We start from the raw sequence: 17,574 nt of genomic DNA, 5'->3' as shown, positions 1-17,574 counted from the left end.
ATTGCTTAAACTTTTTACTCTGTAGCATCAGAATCAGTAGTGTCACCAGTTGGTGCTACTGAGTCATTTGTGTCAGCTGAAACAGCTTCATTAGCCACATCTGCTTCTGCATCTTCTAAAACGGTATCTTCAATTTCATCAATCCGTTGTAGGCCGACCACATGTTCATCAGTTGCGGTTCTAATCAATGTTACACCTTGGGTGTTACGTCCGACAGTAGAAACTTCCGTAGCACGTGTTCTGACCAAGGTACCTTGATCTGAAATCAGCATAATTTCGTCTTCTTCGTTAACCTGTACAGCGCCAACAACAGGACCATTACGTTCCGAAACTTTAATAGAAACCACACCTTTAGTCGCACGAGATTTTGCTGGGTACTCACTGATAATAGTGCGCTTACCGTAACCATTAGCGGTGGCGGTTAAAACAGCCCCCTCACCCGTCGGTACAATCAAAGAAACAACACGTTGCTCATCTTCTAAGCGGATACCACGTACACCAGTAGCTGTACGCCCCATAGGACGAACTTGATCTTCATGGAAGCGCACTACTTTACCAGCGTCTGAAAACAACATGATTTCAGAATCACCGTCAGTTAGATCAACACCAATAAGTTCATTACCATCATTTAAATTAACGGCAATAATACCGTTTGCTCTTGGGCGTGAATATTGTGTGAGTTCTGTCTTTTTCACAGTACCGTTAGCTGTCGCCATAAAGACAAATTTACCTTCAACGAACTCTTTAATCGGTAAAATTGCGGTAATTCGCTCACCGTCCTCTAGTGGTAAAATATTCACAATAGGACGACCACGTGCATTTCTACTAGCTAGTGGTAATTGATATACTTTGAGCCAGTACAAACGTCCCCTTGTAGAGAAACACAAGATATGATCGTGAGTGTTCGCGACTAACAATTTTTCAATGAAGTCCTCGTCTTTCATTTTGGTTGCTGACTTACCTTTACCACCACGTTTTTGAGCTTCATAGTCAGAAAGTTTTTGATATTTCACGTAACCTTCACGAGACAAGGTCACGACCACATCTTCTTGTTCAATTAAGTCTTCAATATCAATATCATGACTAGCTGCCGTAATTTCGGTTCTGCGTGCATCACCAAACTCTTCACGTACAGCTTCTAGTTCTTCCCGTATTACTTCCATTAAACGCTCAGGACTACCTAAAATATGTAATAGCTCAGCAATAACATCGAGTAAGTCTTTGTATTCGGCCAGAATTTTATCGTGTTCTAGACCTGTTAATTTGTGTAAACGCAGGTCAAGAATAGCCTGAGCTTGTTGTTCCGTGAGGTAATATAAACCATCGCGAATACCAAATTCTGGTTCGAGCCAATCCGGACGGGCTGCATCATTACCCGCTCGTTCAAGCATTTCAGCTACGTCACCCAAAGACCAACCTTGGGCTGTTAAACCTTGTTTGGCTTCACTCGGTGATGGTGAGGCTTTGATCAATTCGATAATCGGGTCGATATTAGCTAGCGCGATGGCCAAACCTTCGAGAATATGTGCGCGTTCACGTGCTTTTTTCAATTCAAAGACGGTACGTCGAGTAACAACTTCACGACGGTGTAAAATGAATGCTTCTAAACAATCTTTTAAATTAAATACTTTGGGTTGGTTGTTGTCTAAAGCAACCATATTGATACCAAATACTGTTTGTAACTGAGTATTGGCATATAAATGATTAAGTAGCACTTCCGCCGATTCATTGCGTTTCACTTCAACAACGATTCGCATACCATCTTTATCTGACTCGTCACGCAACGCAGAAATACCTTCAATACGTTTTTCTTTGACGAGTTCAGCGATTTTTTCAATCAGACGTGCTTTGTTAACTTGGTAAGGGATTTCATGAATGATAATAGTTTCTTTGCCATTATCTTCAGTTTCAATCTCAGCTCTTGCTCTGAGGTAGATTTTGCCTCGACCCGTGCGATAAGCTTCTTCAATACCTTTGCGACCACTAATCAATGCAGCGGTAGGGAAATCTGGACCAGGAATATGTTCAATCAGTTCTTCAACCGTACAATCTGGGTTGTCGATTAGCGCAACACAGCCATTAATGACCTCAGTCAAGTTGTGCGGAGGAATATTGGTCGCCATACCAACTGCAATCCCAGAAGAACCGTTCACTAACAAGTTAGGGACTCTAGTAGGTAAAACCTCTGGAATTTTTTCTGTACCATCGTAGTTATCAACAAAATCGACCGTTTCTTTTTCGAGATCGGCTAATAACTCGTGGCTAATCTTAGCCATCCGTATTTCTGTATAACGCATAGCAGCGGCTGAATCACCGTCAACTGAACCAAAATTACCTTGACCATCAACTAACATATAGCGCAATGAAAATGGTTGTGCCATACGAACAATTGTATCGTAAACAGCCGAATCACCGTGCGGGTGATATTTACCGATGACATCCCCGACTACACGAGCCGATTTTTTGTAGGGTTTGTTAAAATCATTTTTTAATTCGTTCATAGCGAAAAGTACACGTCTGTGTACCGGTTTCAAGCCATCGCGAATATCTGGTAATGCTCGACCAACGATAACGCTCATTGCATAATCTAGGTAAGAATTCTTGAGTTCTTCTTCGATATTTATCGGAGAAATTTCTTTGGCGCGCTCAGTCATAAACTGCCTGTTCCCTTATTTAGTTTTTCTGTGCTTTTTGTCATTCTCAATCTCTGACAAATAAACACGCTTATTATGGGTAAAAACACTTTATATAGTGTACCACTAAAGATGCCTGAAAATAGAGAAAAAGCCAACTAATTTGCACCTATCGGTTATTTATTAGGCAATCTGCTAAAGCGCACGAAATGCAAATCTATGTTCGTTGTCGGTTTAATGATAATATTGTTGCCAATGTGAGTTATCAAAGGCATGAATAATGGGTAATGTAGACGTAAATGAAATTGAAAAATTTTCTGGATTAGCAGCCAAATGGTGGGATCTTTCAGGAGAGTTCAAACCTCTACATGATATTAATCCGTTGCGCAGTGACTTTATCCAACAACATCTGCCGCAGGGTCTTAAAGGTATGTCACTCCTCGATGTTGGCTGTGGCGGTGGTATATTAGCCGAAGCCATGGTGCAAAGAGGAGCCGTAGTCACGGGCATTGATATGGCTGATGCTTCATTGGAAGTGGCTCGACTACATGGACTTGAGTCGGGGCTAAAAGCTCAGTATGAATGTATCTCTGCAGAAGAACACGCAACTACTCATCCAGCAGCTTATGATGTAGTGACCTGTTTGGAGATGCTCGAACATGTGCCTGATCCTGCTTCGGTCATTCGCAGTGTAGCTCACATGGTAAAGCCTGGCGGTTATGCTTTTTTCTCCACCTTAAACCGCAACCCGAAAAGCTACCTTATGGCTATTTTAGGCGCTGAATATTTATTGAAAATGGTGCCTAAAGGCACTCATGATTACCAAAAATTTATAAAACCGTCTGAACTGATGCGCTACATAGATAGCACTTCACTCAGTATCCAAGATTGTACTGGTCTGCACTTTAATCCATTAACTCAAACCTATTATCTGTCGCCTAAGAACATCGATGTAAACTATATTGTTGCGTGCCACAAACCACTTTAATACCTAATATATGTACAATTTTGGTTACGCAAACTTAACTATATATAGATGAATATGCGTAGGTATCTACAAGATATAGTGTTTTTTTATATCAAGTGGTTCTATATATCGTGTTCTTATAAATAAAGACAAAAATATAATAAATTATTTTTAATTATTTTCATTAATGGCCGATATACAAAAATTTTATCGAGTCCGCATTACACCAAGCCTCCATCAAAGTCGCCGGGTGTATCGTTTATTTTTTAAACACAAAACCACCATATCTAGTGGTTGCATTATACTTCAAACCACATTATCTTGTGCTTACCTTCTTGAAAGCTCCGAAATAAACGCAAGAGGCATGATGTTAACGGACCACGGACGTAGTCCCGTTATTTGCACACTATAACTAAAAATCGGCACACATATCATGAACAATCCATTATCTGTAACAAAGCGCAACGGTGAAAAAGAATCGATTGATTTGGATAAAATCCACAAAGTCATCACCTGGGCAGCCCAAGACCTGAACAACGTTTCCGTTTCACAGGTAGAAATCAAAGCACATATTCAGTTTTACGATGGTATTCGCACGGATGAAATCCATGAAACGCTTATCAAATCAGCGGCAGATCTTATCTCTACAGAAGCACCTGATTATCAATACCTAGCAGCTCGATTAGCGATTTTCCATTTACGTAAAAAGGCTTATGGGCAATTTACTCCGCCACATTTATATGAGCACGTTACAAAATTGGTTGGTATGGGTAAGTACGATGAACACTTACTCGCTGATTATACCGAAGCTGAATTCGAGGAAATGAATTCCTATATTGACCACTGGCGTGATATGAACTTTTCCTATGCGGCGGTAAAACAATTAGAAGGGAAATATCTGGTACAAAACCGTGTCTCTGGCGAAATTTACGAGAGTGCTCAGTTCTTGTATATGTTGGTCGCTGCTTGCTTGTATGCAAATTATCCGAAAGAGACTCGCCTAGATTATGTCCGTCGTTTTTATAACGCAGTATCCGAATTTAAGATATCTTTACCCACGCCTATTATGGCCGGTGTACGCACACCTACTCGCCAATTCAGTAGCTGTGTTCTTATCGAAACCGATGATAGTCTTGATTCAATCAACGCGACTACATCAGCAATCGTTAAATACGTTTCACAAAGAGCTGGGATCGGTGTAAACGCAGGCCGCATTCGCGCTTTAGGTAGTGAGATTCGTGGCGGTGAAGCTTTCCATACTGGTTGTATACCATTTTATAAACATTTCCAAACAGCCGTTAAATCATGCTCACAAGGTGGAGTCCGTGGTGGTGCTGCCACATTATTTTACCCCATTTGGCACTACGAAGTAGAGTCTCTATTGGTACTCAAAAACAACCGTGGTGTTGAAGAAAACCGAGTGAGACATCTAGACTACGGGATTCAGTTTAACAAACTCATGTACACCCGCATGATCAAAAATCAGGACATTACGCTATTTAGCCCTTCTGACGTACCTGGTTTATACGATGCTTTCTTCGCTGACCAAGATGAATTTGAAGCGTTGTATGTGAAATACGAAAATGATCCTAGTATCCGTAAAAAAGCAGTTAAGGCACAAGAGTTATTTGGTCTCTTCATGCAGGAACGAGCTAGTACTGGACGTATATACGTACAAAATGTCGACCATTGTAATACCCACAGCCCGTTTGACCCAAAAGTTGCGCCTGTGCGCCAGTCAAATCTGTGCTTAGAAATTGCTTTACCGACGAAACCACTGGAACATGTCAACGACGAGAATGGTGAAATCGCACTGTGTACCTTGTCAGCGTTTAACCTAGGCAAAATAAAGTCTTTAGACGAGTTAGAAGAGTTAGCGGATTTAGCTGTGCGAGCCTTGGACAATTTATTAGACTACCAAGACTACCCTGTCCCTGCAGCATTTACAGCAACTATGGGACGAAGAACACTCGGTATCGGTGTGATTAACTTCGCTTATTATCTGGCTAAAAATGGCGTGAAATATTCTGATCACAGCGCTAACAATCTGATCCACAGAACGTTTGAAGCCATCCAGTATTATTTGATGAAAGCGTCAAATGAGCTAGCGAAAGAAAAAGGTGCTTGTCCTAAGTTCAATGAAACCACATATGCACAAGGCATCATGCCTATTGACACTTACAAGAAAGATGTTGACAAAATTTGTGACGAGCCACTGCACTTAGATTGGGATGCGCTCCGTGCAAGTGTCGTTGAACACGGTCTGAGAAACTCAACGCTATCGGCATTAATGCCGTCTGAGACATCTTCCCAGATCTCCAATGCAACAAATGGGATTGAACCACCACGTGGGCATATCAGTATAAAATCTAGTAAAGACGGTGTTCTGAAACAAGTTGTACCGGAATATGAACGCTTGAAAGACCAGTATGAGTTACTTTGGGATATACCTTCTAACGATGGTTATTTACAATTGTGTGCGATCATGCAGAAATTTGTTGACCAAACCATATCGGCAAACACTAGTTATGATCCTAGCAATTACGAAGGTAATAAAGTACCAATGAAACTTTTACTTAAAGATTTATTGACGACTTACAAACTAGGGATAAAAACACTTTACTACCACAACACTAGAGATGGTGCTGGTGAGGCAAGTGATTTAGACGTAGCAACAATTGCTAAGCAGAATTCTCAAGCACAAGTAGTGGTTGAGGAAGATGATGATGGATGTGCTGGCGGCGCGTGTAAAATATAACACGCACGCATGCTTCAACGATAACTACAAATAGAAGTGTAAACACATGAAATATACTACATTTAATCAACAACCTACGGACTTTATGGTTGAGCCTATGTTCTTCGGTAATCCGGTGAATGTCGCACGCTATGACCAACAAAAACATGCCATTTTTGAAAAGCTTATCGAAAAGCAAATTTCATTTTTTTGGCGTCCTGAAGAAGTCGATGTATCCAAAGATAGAATGGACTTTCAGAGTTTAAGTGAAGCTGAAAAACACATATTCATATCTAACCTGAAGTACCAAACACTGCTTGACTCGGTACAAGGTCGTAGCCCTAATATAGCATTGTTACCTATCGTATCATTGCCAGAACTAGAAACGTGGATTGAGACATGGTCATTTTTTGAAACAATCCATTCTCGTTCTTATACCCATATCCTACGTAACTTGTTTACTGATCCAAGCCATGTGTTCGATGACATTATCGCCAATGATGAAATCAAACGCAGAGCTGCAGATATTTCAAAATACTATGATGCATTAATTTTTGCCACTCAGTTATGGCAAACACAAGGCGAAGGCACTCATGTAGTGGATGGTGAAACTCATGTCATTAATATGCGTGAGTTGAAAAAGAAACTGTATTTATGCATGAATTCCGTCAATGCACTCGAAGCCATTCGTTTCTATGTATCATTTGCTTGTACATTTGCCTTTGCTGAGCGTAAATTAATGGAAGGCAATTCTAAAATCATTCGCTTAATCGCTCGTGATGAGAACCTTCACTTGACCTCAACGCAACACATCTTAAATTTGTGGGCGAAGGGTAAAGACGATCCTGAAATGGCAGAGATTGCTGCTGAGTGTGAAGAAGAAGCTCGTGAAATTTTCTTAAATGCAGTTCAGCAAGAAAAAGAGTGGGCCCACTACTTATTTGCAAATGGTTCGATGATTGGCTTGAACGAAGACATCTTATGCCAATATGTTGAGTATATTGCCAATCAACGCATGGCAGCGATTGGACTTGGCCAGCCATTTGATGTGAGTTCGAATCCATTACCATGGATGAACAACTACTTAAACTCAGATAATGTTCAAGTAGCTCCACAAGAATCAGAAATTAGTTCTTACTTAGTTGGTCAGATTGATTCAGAAGTCTCTGCTGATGACTTTGATGAATTTGAACTATAAGCACTAAATGACCACACCGACTAAAGGCCGAATGATCCGTTTAAGCGATGGTTCGGCCTTTTCTTCATCTAAAGATACTATTTTAGAAGACCTCGAAGAAAATAACGTGACACTTGAATACCACTGCCGTGAAGGTTTTTGTGGTGCTTGTCGATGTAAACTTATTAGTGGAGAGGTGGACTATACAATCGATCCCCTCGCCTTCATTGATGATGATGAAATTCTACCTTGTTGCACCATCCCACTGACCGATATTATGCTTGATATATAAAGATTAAGCTCTATGGTGAATAGTAATCTATGTTTAAGTTCGACATATTTTCTTTTTACATTATAGAGAGGCTTAGGTCTTTTAAATCACCTTAAAATTCAATATAAAAAAATGCACAGATTGTACAATGCAAATCACTTATGCTAAGTTGATTTTGATTTTTTATTAAAGGATTTATATATGAAAAATTTATATATTTTAATTTTAGGGATACTATGTTCTATTAATGTTTTAGCATTAGAAACGAACTCAAATACACCCAATGAAATTGCTTCGGGTGAAACGTCTTTATCAATCAAAACTTCAAAACAATTAAGCTACATTGAGTTGTTAAACTCTACGGAAATACCCTCACAAATCATTGACGAAATCATCCAGAGTAGCATGAGTAGTGATGCAAACGAGGTTGTTTACAATGTTGAAATTAAGATCCAATCTTCTAAAAAAGTAGGGCTGCGAACGCGATTAGATAGCTCGTCAGGCTTTCCGGTATTTCCTGAGTTAGGTGATACAGTAGTGGTTACATACACTAGAGTTGAAAAGGGTTTAATTTGGGAATATAGAACTGAGTGGGAGTTTGTCAAACTACCTAATGGCGAGCAACAATGGGTTAGTTCATCTTCTAGGACATTCAAAGGTTTTGATGAAAAGTATTTTGCAGAAAAATAGCTTTTAAATTATTTAATTTTTACATGAATGCAAAGTCGAGCTGTCTTGTTAGTTTAGTAAAACAATATAAGCACTTGTTTTTTAAGCTTTACGCTTGATTAAATTAATAATTAAGCAAAAAGCTTTGGTATATACAGATGTATTAATTTACAACCTTATCTTAGTATTTCTTTAGCACCTTATTTTAGTATTTCTTTACTACTTTATTTATGTCTTACTTTAATTATCCCGTTATTTATTTTTTCAACAAACTTGCCATCGCTGCACCAAGCCCATCTACTGTCATAGGGTACATTTTATCTTGCATAATATGCTGCATGATTTGTATTGAATGATGATAGCGCCAAATTTGCATAGGTTGTGGATTTAACCACACTGAGTGCGTGAAATAACGGGTTAACATGGTCATCCAATATTCACCCGTTTGTTCATTCCAATGTTCAACACTCCCACCAGGATAAGTGATTTCATATGGCCCCATGGTCGCATCACCGACAAATATACATTTATAATCTTTGCCATACGTGCGCTTTATTTCATGAATACTGGTTAAATTCTGACGACGAGCATTGTCTTCCCACACCCCCTCATACACACAATTGTGAAAATAGTAGTATTTCAGGTGCTTAAATTCAGCTTGAACGGCACTAAACAGTTGCTCCATTTGTTGGATATGACCATCCATCGACCCGCCAACATCAAAGAACATCAATACTTTTACCGCGTTGTGACGTTCGGCAATCATCTGTAAATCAAGTAAACCCGCATTTTTCGCCGTACTACCGATAGTCGCATTAATATCGAGCTCTTCTGCTGCGCCTGTTCTGGCAAACCGGCGTAATTTGCGCAATGCCATTTGCACATTCCGAGTCGAAAGTGTTTCATCATTTGATAAATTTTTAAATTCGCGCTTATCCCAGACTTTAACCGCAGAGAAATTTCGGTTACCATCCTGCCCTATGCGCATACCCTCAGGGTTGTCCCCATAAGCGCCAAAGGGAGATGTACCACCGGTACCGATCCATTTACTACCACCTTGATGTCGCTTTTTTTGTTCTTTGAGTCGTTCTTGCAAAGTTTCTAATAATTTATCTAACCCACCCAGTGTCGCCATTTGTGCTTTTTCTTCCGCACTGAGACGTTTTTCAAGCTCTTTGCGCAACCATTCGGCAGGAATATCTTCGTTGAATAAGTCTAAAGCCTGAACACCTTTGAAGTAATGAGCAAAGGCGCGATCAAAGCGATCATAGTGGGCTTCATCCTTAACCATCACAATTCTGGTTAGAGAATAAAAATCGTCCCATGAAGCGAACACTACATTTTGTTCTAAAGCTCCTAAGAGATCGAGTAATTCCCGGAGCGTGACGGGCACTTTATAACGTTTTAACGTTAAGAAGAATTCAATGAGCATTTAACGACGCGCCATAAAAATGAGCTTTTCAAACAAATGCAAATCTTGTTCGTTTTTCAGCAGTGCACCGTATAGTGGTGGGACGGCATTCTTATTATCCGTATCTTGTAAAACTTCCGCAGGAATATCCTCAGCCACTAATAGCTTTAACCAATCCAATAATTCAGACGTAGACGGTTTCTTTTTCAGGCCCGGTACTTCACGCAATTCAAAGAAACGTGTTAACGCCACATCTAATAGCTGTTTTTTAATATCTGGAAAGTGTACATTGACAATTGCTTGCAACTGTTCCGCATTTGGAAAAGTAATATAATGAAAAAAACAACGACGCAAAAACGCATCCGGCAAATCTTTTTCATTATTGGAAGTAATAATGACGATAGGTCGTTGTTTCGCTTTCACCCACTCTTTTGACTCGTATACATAAAATTCCATTTTGTCTATTTCTAACAGAAGGTCATTCGGGAACTCTATATCCGCTTTATCAATCTCATCTATCAACAAAATAGGACGTTTATCCGCGGTAAATGCTTCCCACAATTTTCCTTTAACAATATAGTTCCTAATATCATGTACTTTATCATCGCCTAACTGAGAATCACGTAAACGTGACACAGCATCGTACTCATAAAGGCCTTGTTGAGCCTTGGTGGTGGATTTGATATGCCACTGGATGAGTTCAGTATCCAATGCTTCTGCGAGTTGCTCAGCCAGCATGGTTTTACCTGTACCTGGCTCTCCTTTTATTAATAAAGGTTTTTCTAGCGTAATGGCCGCGTTGACGGCTAATTGGAGCTCGGTACTTGCTATATAATCTTCGGTTCCAGTAAACTTCATAGATGTCTCATAATGATTAAGGTGTTATATCCGCGCCTTTTACGCTAAAGAATATCAAAGATATAGATATCCCCCGCTCGTGTAAAAGAACACAAAGAGGACGCTGTTTACAGCAAACTAACAATTCATACTATCTTATATCAAAATATCACTTCAAAAATACAGTAGTCTATTTAAATATATAGGTATAACTATTATGTATATTTACATAATTTTTTTATTTTTTGATTACCTTACATACCAAAAAGGATAACAACATGCGCGTTTTTGACGATAATGCATTAGCGATTGGAAGAACTCCACTAGTAAAATTAAACCGTGTTACAGGCGGTAATGTTTACGCAAAGATTGAATCTCGTAACCCAAGTTTCTCTGTTAAATGTCGTATTGGGGCCAACATGATTTGGGATGCTGAAAAGCGCGGTGTATTGACAGAAGGTAAAGAATTGGTTGAGCCAACTTCTGGTAACACTGGTATTGCTTTAGCATTCGTTGCTGCAGCAAAGGGTTATAAATTAACTTTAACTATGCCAAGTTCTATGAGCTTAGAACGTCGCAAGCTATTAAAAGCGTTAGGGGCTAACTTAGTATTGACTGAAGCACCAAAAGGTATGAAAGGTGCGGTTGCTAAAGCACAAGAAATTGTTGCTTCTGATCCTGAACGTTTTGTTCTACTTCAACAATTCGATAACCCAGCCAACCCTGAGATCCATGTTAAAACAACAGGCCCAGAAATTTGGGAAGACACTGATGGCACAATCGACGCTTTTGTTGCTGGTGTTGGCACTGGCGGTACGATCACTGGTGTAACTCGTTATATCAAAGAAGTTCAAGGCAAAGCCATCACATCTATCGCTGTTGAGCCAACTGATTCTCCAGTTATCACTCAAGCTAAAGCAGGTGAAGAACTGACCCCTGGCCCACACAAAATTCAAGGTATTGGTGCTGGCTTTATTCCTGGTAACCTAGATCTTGATTTAATTGATGAAGTAGAGCAAGTCACCAACGAAGAATGTATGGAAATGGCTCAGCGCTTAATGAAGGAAGAAGGTATCCTAGCAGGTATTTCATCAGGTGCAGCGGTTGTCGCGGCAAAACGTTTTGCTGAGCGTCCAGAAAATGCAGATAAAGTGGTCGTGGTTATCTTAGCATCGGGCACAGAGCGTTATTTATCAAGCCCAATGTTTGCAGGCGAATTCTCAGATTTAGAAGAAGTTCAGTAAATTTAAAATTTGTCGATAAAGAAGGAAGCTACGGCTTCCTTTTTTTATAGGCAAATTACATGATTAAATATGGACTATTATTTTTGTTACTAAGCATACTCAGTGGTTGTAGTGATTCAGTCGGTGTTGATAGCAGTGCTTCTCCTGAGGATGTTGCAGTCGCATTTACTCAAGCCATCTACGAAGATGATAGTTTAGAAAATGCTCTCAAAATGAGTAGTGATACATTAGCTAAAAATATCAAACGTTTTCATACCAATCGTTCCGTGCAAAAAGGTATTTTTAATCAGCTCTATGACACAGTAAAGATTGAGGCTGAACCCGACAATAGAGTAGGAAGAAAACAGTACGCGAAGCAAGCGAGCGTCGTTTTACTCCTCAAAGGCCAGTTTGATTTTACTACGGTGGTACAAATAAAGCGGATAGAGTTAATCCGTGACAATGATGGTTGGAAAGTGCATCGTATCACTGACCAAGCTTTTTAAATAAGGTATGTCAGCGCGGTTTACTGAAATTTTTGCTCATCTGGTGCGCGCTTCTCTAAAAAGGCCGTAAAAGCCTCAGTTGCGGCTTCACTGCGCATCGCCGCAACAAAATACTCTAGTTCTTTGTAAATATGCTCTGTGACGTGCTGTTGATCATGTTTTAAGAGTGATTTTGTTTGTAATAATGCCTGTCTTGGCTTTTTGGTCAGACTATGTGTCACCTGCTCTATTTTTTTGTTGAGTTCATTCGGCTCTAAAACCGCATTTATCAAGCCCATTTGCTGAGCATCCTCAGCGGAAAAAGACTCACCAAGCATCAGTAGTTCTGCCGCCTTAACATGCCCAACTAACTTTGGAAGGATGAAACTGGCAGCATATTCAGGCACTAGCCCCAAATTAATAAATGGCATCATAAAGCGGGCTGATGGTGAAGCATAGACAAAATCACAATGCAGTAATAAAGTCGTTCCTATACCGATTGCTAAACCTTCTACTTTGGCCACTACCGGGATCTTACATTGTAAGAGCGCTCGCATGAATTGTTCTGTTTCCGGCACCTCTTCAGCATCTTTTTCAACAGCGGCAATAAAATCATGCATGTCATTACCCGCAGTAAAACATCCATCACAGCCTTCAATCAAAATGACTTTAATTTGTGGGTCGTGTTCAGCGTAGTGAATTGCGTTAGCTAACTCCAGATACATTTGACGGGTTAATGCGTTTTTTTTATGTGGCCGAGATAACGTTAAAACAAGTACATTTTCGTTCTGTGACACAACAACATCTGACATAATTAACCCAAAACAACCATTCAAAAAAATTATCAATACAGAAGTAAATATACTGTTAAAATAAGATATTACAATCTTAATGTGACAAAAATGTTAAGTAATTTACCTATTCAATCTCAACATTGGTTACCACTACTCGGTCTCACCTTAGTGTGTTGCTTGGTGCAATTTGGCTTGAGTGAGCCCCAATTACAAAGCCTCATTTATATTCGAAGTAACATTTCCGAATACGAATATTGGCGTTTTTTTAGCCACTCATTAGTCCATACTAATACATATCATTTATTATTGAATGTGGGTGGTATTGTTCTGTTGTGGGCATTACATGGCGAATATTACTCTTGGCGGAATATATTCGTTATCCTTATTTGGTTAGCGTTCACGACAAGTACTTCCCTGTATTGGTTCAGCCCAAGCACAGATTACTACATGGGCCTGTCTGCACATCTACATGGTATTTTTGTGTTTGGAGCATGTTTAGATATTCGCACTAAACGCAGCGGAGGATGGTTGTTATTAATTGGCCTGGGTGTGAAATTATTGTTAGAAAACATCACTAATGATAGTTCTACTGCTCGTTTGATAGAAGCAGAAGTCGCAAATTCTGCGCACGTCTTAGGTGCTGTCAGCGGATTGGGTTTTGCTATGTTGTATTTACGTATCAAGCATTTGCCAAAAACTAATAAAGCTACATAACACATTTGACAAAGAACATTTGGCAAAGCAAGGAGGAGTTGGTCAACCCCCTCCTCACCTACGATAATAACTTCTATTTTACATGTGTTTCGAATAGTTTAAAGATCCGTCGATATTCGTCTAACCAAGAACTAGGTTGCACAAACCCATGAGGTTCTACCGGATATATAGCGGTTTCAAAATCTTCTTTTTCCAGCTCGATCAAGCGTTGTACCAAGCGCACCACATCAACAAAAAACACATTGTCATCTACCATCGGCGCATTCATCAACAAGGGTTTTTGCAGACCTTCAGCAAAATAAATGGGTGAACTACGCTCATAAGCAATGGGATCAACATCAGGTGTATTCAAAATATTCGATGTATATGGTGTATTGTAATGTGCCCAATCAGACACAGGTCGCAAAGCAGCGCCAGCTTGAAACAATTCAGGCTCAGTAAATAACGCCATAAAAGTCATAAAGCCACCATAGGAACCGCCATAAGTACCGACTTTGTCAACGGCAACATTTGCGTTCTGGGTTAACCAAGAGACCCCATCGACTAAGTCTTGGGTTTCGGGTGTCCCCATTTGACGATATATCGCAGTACGCCAATCACGCCCATATCCTTTGGATGCTCGATAGTCCATATCCAACACTACATAACCTTGTTGAACAAGGTAGTTATGGAACATATACTCACGAAAATAACCTGACCACCCCATGTGTGAATTTTGTAAATAGCCTGCGCCATGATTAAAAATGACTGCTGGTTTTGGCTCACCTTCTAGTGCTTGTGCACTCATGTATAGACGTGAATAAATAGGCTCAGCAACATGACTAGAAGGAATTTCAACAATACTCGGTGCAGCAAAGTTTAAAGCCAAAAACTCTTCTGAAACAGTCTGAGTCAACTGAATGGGCTTTTCTAGACGAGCAGACGAAGTCAAAAACAATTCTGGCGGTCGAGTCATAGTAGAGTGAGTTAACAGTAGATGTTGACCACTTGGGCTTAACACAAAATCGGTCATACCATGCAAATCCGTTAATGCTAAGTGCTCTTGACCATCAACTGATACTTTATAAATTTCATAGATGCCAGGGTGTTTTTTGTTGGCTTTATAAAAGATATGCTGACCATCGGGACTCACTACAATTTGGTCAACCTCATATTTACCTTCGGTTAAGGGATAGGCTTCACTATTTACTGGTTTAACATATAAATGTGAATACCCCGTCTCTTCGGATAAATAATATAAAGCTGGACTGTTGGGTAACCATCCAAAACGATTAAATGCATAATTAATCCATGCGGGATCAGATAAACGATGTTGTGGAACTAGCTTTTTCTGGGCTAGATCCACCGTTACAATCCATCGGTCTTTATTATCCCATGCCTCAAGCATAATCCCTACTTCACCAGCAGTATCATGCCAATAGATCGGTGGTTCATTCCAATACCAGCTAGAAAACAAGGTTATATCACGTGGTAGACGATTAACAGTATAGGTCTCCCCACGACGCTTAGCATTTTCTTCTTTTACCGATGCCAGCACATCATCATTAAAACCAGGTAAGACCGAGTAAGAAAGTGGATGTTTTACTTGATTAGTGAGATCCAGTAGGAATAAATCATCATTTCTAGGTTTGGCATCGGCCACCCGACGACGTACCTCTTTACTTGCAATGCGCCCATCTTCTTGGATGTAATGAGGCATAATGTCGGTTTTATCACGCCACTGTGTTTTAGGTGTTGTAGCTGCAATCGCCCATTTACCGTCAGGAGAAATACTCATTGCTGCCAGTCTGGCATCTGGAGCAAAATAAAACGCTGTAGTGGATGTAAAGTCATTTTTCGCAATCAGTTGTTGTTTGTTCTCGGCTACAATGGCCCGGTCTTGACGTTTATTGGCAATGTATTGAATGAGCTTAATTTGCTCTGCGGCGATGTAGTCTGCCGCTGGTTTTACCGGAACAGGTGGTTTAGCAAATTGCCAAGAGAACAATAATCGAGTAGCAAGCGTATCTGGTGCAGTAGCATAAATTGCATTCTCTACCTGATAGCTTATTTCTCCACTGGCTAAAAACCTCAAATTACTAGTGCGTTGATGAGCAAAGGTGATTTGCTTCACCACTTGGGTACTTTGCTCCATCACTAATAATTGCCCCTCATATAACCAGGCTAAAAATTGCTGATCAGGTGAGGTAAAAATATCGGCTGATGTCAGTACATGCTGCAGTTCTAACGAAGCCAGTTCACCATTAATTTTTGGTTGAGTAGGCGATATTGTAAAAAAATCACGCACAGGACTGCCCTCGCGCTTTCTGGCAAAGCGGACTATGTCTTGTCCTACTACCCATCCTGCTTGCTCCGGCTGTCTACCTAACCAATCCGGATGGCTCATAATTTTTTCGAGCGTAATCGGGTTGCTCGGTGTGGTAATTATTTTATCATCAGACGATTTGATAAAATCCATAGTTTGAGTTGTCGTAAGGTGCATAGAAGATGCTGGTGCACTGACCGGAGCTACTGCAGGGCCTGTTTTTTTGATATTTTGTGGTGCTAAAACAGAGGTATCAGTTGCCACACAACCAACTAACACAATGGTCAATGAGACGAGTAAGGTTTTTTGTAAAACACGAGAGGCTTTCATATTAATTATTATTCCTTATCCTAGAAAATGAACGTCATTTACAAAATCACGTATAAAACGAGGTGACTATCATAGGTGACGAACAGATGTACCAAAATATGTAAATTTTGCTACTATTCATACGTACATAAAAGCTTAATCACATCATAGTTTTTGTAGTAGTGCAATTTTAGCAATGACTGTAACATCCTAACTGTATGAATTAAGTGCCGAGACATAAGTGTAATAAGGACCATAAAATGAAAAAAATAATCGCGGGCTTGTGCCTCATTGGCTTCAGCTTCCCTACATTGGCGAATGATTGCCCAGATGTACTGAAGTTTATGAAACGTAAATTAAACTCCCAAGAAACCGTTAACTTTTGTAGTGAATACAAAGACAAAGCCATTTTATTCGTTAACACAGCGAGTAAATGCGGCTTTACCCCACAGTTTGAAGGCTTGGAAAAACTTTATGCGGATTATAAAGATAAAAACTTTGTTGTATTGGGTTTTCCTTCTGGTGATTTCAATCAGGAATATAACGATGAAGGCAAAACCGCAGAAGTATGTGAGTTGACCTACGGTGTAAACTTTCCAATGTTTGAAACCATTCCAGTGCGTGGTGATGATGCAGATCCTTTATATCGCATCCTTGCAGAAAAAGCAGGTACAACACCAAAGTGGAATTTCTACAAATATTTAGTGGATCGCAAAGGTAACTTAGTCGATTCGTACAGTTCATTTACCAAACCAGATGATGCCGATCTGATTGCTGACATTGAAAAAGCCATCAAATAAACACGACATATCTGCAAGGAAAATGTAACAATCAGTCAATAAAAAGCCCGCGTCTTTAGTTAAAGAAGCGGGCTTTTCTACACATGAAAACACATAAACATAGACATAAACAAAACATGACAAATAAAGTATTTTGGGGACACATTTTTTGCATGTATGTTATAGATAATACCTTTAAGAAATAGTTCCACATTAAATAAAAAATAATGCAATTTTTATATCGAGATGACAGTCACGAAGAA

General features: G+C 39.8%; 14 protein-coding genes. 9 read left to right on the top strand and 5 right to left on the bottom strand.

Annotated features, from left to right (window positions below):
- Window positions 1–14: 14 nt before the first annotated feature.
- Complete coding sequence (gene gyrA / locus NLF92_RS00480) at window positions 15–2,654, bottom strand: DNA topoisomerase (ATP-hydrolyzing) subunit A (protein ID WP_254097760.1); 2,640 nt, start codon at window positions 2,652–2,654, stop codon at window positions 15–17.
- A gap of 259 nt (window positions 2,655–2,913) precedes the next feature.
- On the opposite strand from gyrA, the gene ubiG reads away from it, so the two are divergent.
- The 5 genes from ubiG to NLF92_RS00455 all read left to right on the top strand — a co-directional run bounded on the left by ubiG (window position 2,914) and on the right by NLF92_RS00455 (window position 8,475).
- The gene (ubiG, locus tag NLF92_RS00475) at window positions 2,914–3,621 is read left to right on the top strand and encodes a bifunctional 2-polyprenyl-6-hydroxyphenol methylase/3-demethylubiquinol 3-O-methyltransferase UbiG (protein WP_254097758.1); all 708 of its coding nucleotides are present in this window, start codon (window positions 2,914–2,916) and stop codon (window positions 3,619–3,621) included.
- A 412-nt stretch (window positions 3,622–4,033) separates the two neighbouring features.
- Window positions 4,034–6,358 (top strand): class 1a ribonucleoside-diphosphate reductase subunit alpha, encoded by a 2,325-nt coding sequence (nrdA, locus tag NLF92_RS00470; protein WP_254097756.1) that lies wholly within the window; start codon window positions 4,034–4,036, stop codon window positions 6,356–6,358.
- Window positions 6,359–6,404: 46 nt separating this feature from the next.
- Entirely contained in the window at window positions 6,405–7,535 is a 1,131-nt protein-coding gene (gene nrdB / locus NLF92_RS00465) for a class Ia ribonucleoside-diphosphate reductase subunit beta (RefSeq protein WP_254097754.1), read from the top strand.
- A gap of 7 nt (window positions 7,536–7,542) precedes the next feature.
- A complete protein-coding gene (gene yfaE, locus NLF92_RS00460; protein ID WP_284700322.1) occupies window positions 7,543–7,806 on the top strand; it encodes a class I ribonucleotide reductase maintenance protein YfaE in 264 nt (87 codons plus the stop codon).
- A gap of 180 nt (window positions 7,807–7,986) precedes the next feature.
- Window positions 7,987–8,475 (top strand): hypothetical protein, encoded by a 489-nt coding sequence (locus NLF92_RS00455; RefSeq protein WP_254097752.1) that lies wholly within the window; start codon window positions 7,987–7,989, stop codon window positions 8,473–8,475.
- Window positions 8,476–8,710: 235 nt separating this feature from the next.
- On the opposite strand, the gene NLF92_RS00450 is transcribed toward NLF92_RS00455, so the two are convergent.
- Complete coding sequence (locus tag NLF92_RS00450; protein WP_254097750.1) at window positions 8,711–9,886, bottom strand: vWA domain-containing protein; 1,176 nt, start codon at window positions 9,884–9,886, stop codon at window positions 8,711–8,713.
- Window positions 9,887–10,723, bottom strand: a complete 837-nt coding sequence (locus tag NLF92_RS00445) for an AAA family ATPase (RefSeq protein WP_254097748.1) — start codon at window positions 10,721–10,723, stop codon at window positions 9,887–9,889.
- Between the two features lie 257 nt (window positions 10,724–10,980).
- Here NLF92_RS00445 and cysK point away from each other — a divergent pair, with 257 nt between their 5' ends.
- Both cysK and NLF92_RS00435 read left to right on the top strand, forming a co-directional pair.
- A complete protein-coding gene (cysK, locus tag NLF92_RS00440; RefSeq protein WP_254097746.1) occupies window positions 10,981–11,946 on the top strand; it encodes a cysteine synthase A in 966 nt (321 codons plus the stop codon).
- A gap of 59 nt (window positions 11,947–12,005) precedes the next feature.
- Window positions 12,006–12,431: a hypothetical protein gene (locus NLF92_RS00435; protein ID WP_254097744.1), complete on the top strand. Its 426-nt coding sequence runs from the start codon at window positions 12,006–12,008 to the stop codon at window positions 12,429–12,431.
- Between the two features lie 20 nt (window positions 12,432–12,451).
- Here the strand turns inward: NLF92_RS00435 and NLF92_RS00430 are convergent, their stop codons facing one another.
- Complete coding sequence (locus NLF92_RS00430; RefSeq protein ID WP_254097742.1) at window positions 12,452–13,222, bottom strand: enoyl-CoA hydratase; 771 nt, start codon at window positions 13,220–13,222, stop codon at window positions 12,452–12,454.
- Window positions 13,223–13,312: 90 nt separating this feature from the next.
- Between NLF92_RS00430 and rrtA the strand changes: the two genes are divergently transcribed.
- The gene (gene rrtA, locus NLF92_RS00425) at window positions 13,313–13,918 is read left to right on the top strand and encodes a rhombosortase (protein ID WP_254097740.1); all 606 of its coding nucleotides are present in this window, start codon (window positions 13,313–13,315) and stop codon (window positions 13,916–13,918) included.
- A gap of 73 nt (window positions 13,919–13,991) precedes the next feature.
- Here the strand turns inward: rrtA and NLF92_RS00420 are convergent, their stop codons facing one another.
- Window positions 13,992–16,553 (bottom strand): S9 family peptidase, encoded by a 2,562-nt coding sequence (locus NLF92_RS00420; protein WP_254097738.1) that lies wholly within the window; start codon window positions 16,551–16,553, stop codon window positions 13,992–13,994.
- A 239-nt stretch (window positions 16,554–16,792) separates the two neighbouring features.
- Here NLF92_RS00420 and NLF92_RS00415 point away from each other — a divergent pair, with 239 nt between their 5' ends.
- Window positions 16,793–17,332, top strand: a complete 540-nt coding sequence (locus NLF92_RS00415; RefSeq protein ID WP_254097736.1) for a glutathione peroxidase — start codon at window positions 16,793–16,795, stop codon at window positions 17,330–17,332.
- Window positions 17,333–17,574 lie beyond the last annotated feature (242 nt).

The organism is Opacimonas viscosa, from assembly GCF_024199005.1.
Taxonomy (GTDB): domain Bacteria; phylum Pseudomonadota; class Gammaproteobacteria; order Enterobacterales; family Alteromonadaceae; genus Opacimonas; species Opacimonas viscosa.
The sequence above is the reverse complement of the archived record's forward strand: the minus strand, read 5'-3'. Positions and strand labels throughout refer to the sequence as shown.

Coding starts and splice junctions, on each gene's coding strand:
- gyrA (WP_254097760.1), bottom strand. CDS start 2,654: ATGACTGAGCGCGCCAAAGAAATTTCTCCGATAAATATCGAAGAAGAA.
- ubiG (WP_254097758.1), top strand. CDS start 2,914: ATGGGTAATGTAGACGTAAATGAAATTGAAAAATTTTCTGGATTAGCA.
- nrdA (WP_254097756.1), top strand. CDS start 4,034: ATGAACAATCCATTATCTGTAACAAAGCGCAACGGTGAAAAAGAATCG.
- nrdB (WP_254097754.1), top strand. CDS start 6,405: ATGAAATATACTACATTTAATCAACAACCTACGGACTTTATGGTTGAG.
- yfaE (WP_284700322.1), top strand. CDS start 7,543: ATGACCACACCGACTAAAGGCCGAATGATCCGTTTAAGCGATGGTTCG.
- NLF92_RS00455 (WP_254097752.1), top strand. CDS start 7,987: ATGAAAAATTTATATATTTTAATTTTAGGGATACTATGTTCTATTAAT.
- NLF92_RS00450 (WP_254097750.1), bottom strand. CDS start 9,886: ATGCTCATTGAATTCTTCTTAACGTTAAAACGTTATAAAGTGCCCGTC.
- NLF92_RS00445 (WP_254097748.1), bottom strand. CDS start 10,723: ATGAAGTTTACTGGAACCGAAGATTATATAGCAAGTACCGAGCTCCAA.
- cysK (WP_254097746.1), top strand. CDS start 10,981: ATGCGCGTTTTTGACGATAATGCATTAGCGATTGGAAGAACTCCACTA.
- NLF92_RS00435 (WP_254097744.1), top strand. CDS start 12,006: ATGATTAAATATGGACTATTATTTTTGTTACTAAGCATACTCAGTGGT.
- NLF92_RS00430 (WP_254097742.1), bottom strand. CDS start 13,222: ATGTCAGATGTTGTTGTGTCACAGAACGAAAATGTACTTGTTTTAACG.
- rrtA (WP_254097740.1), top strand. CDS start 13,313: ATGTTAAGTAATTTACCTATTCAATCTCAACATTGGTTACCACTACTC.
- NLF92_RS00420 (WP_254097738.1), bottom strand. CDS start 16,553: ATGAAAGCCTCTCGTGTTTTACAAAAAACCTTACTCGTCTCATTGACC.
- NLF92_RS00415 (WP_254097736.1), top strand. CDS start 16,793: ATGAAAAAAATAATCGCGGGCTTGTGCCTCATTGGCTTCAGCTTCCCT.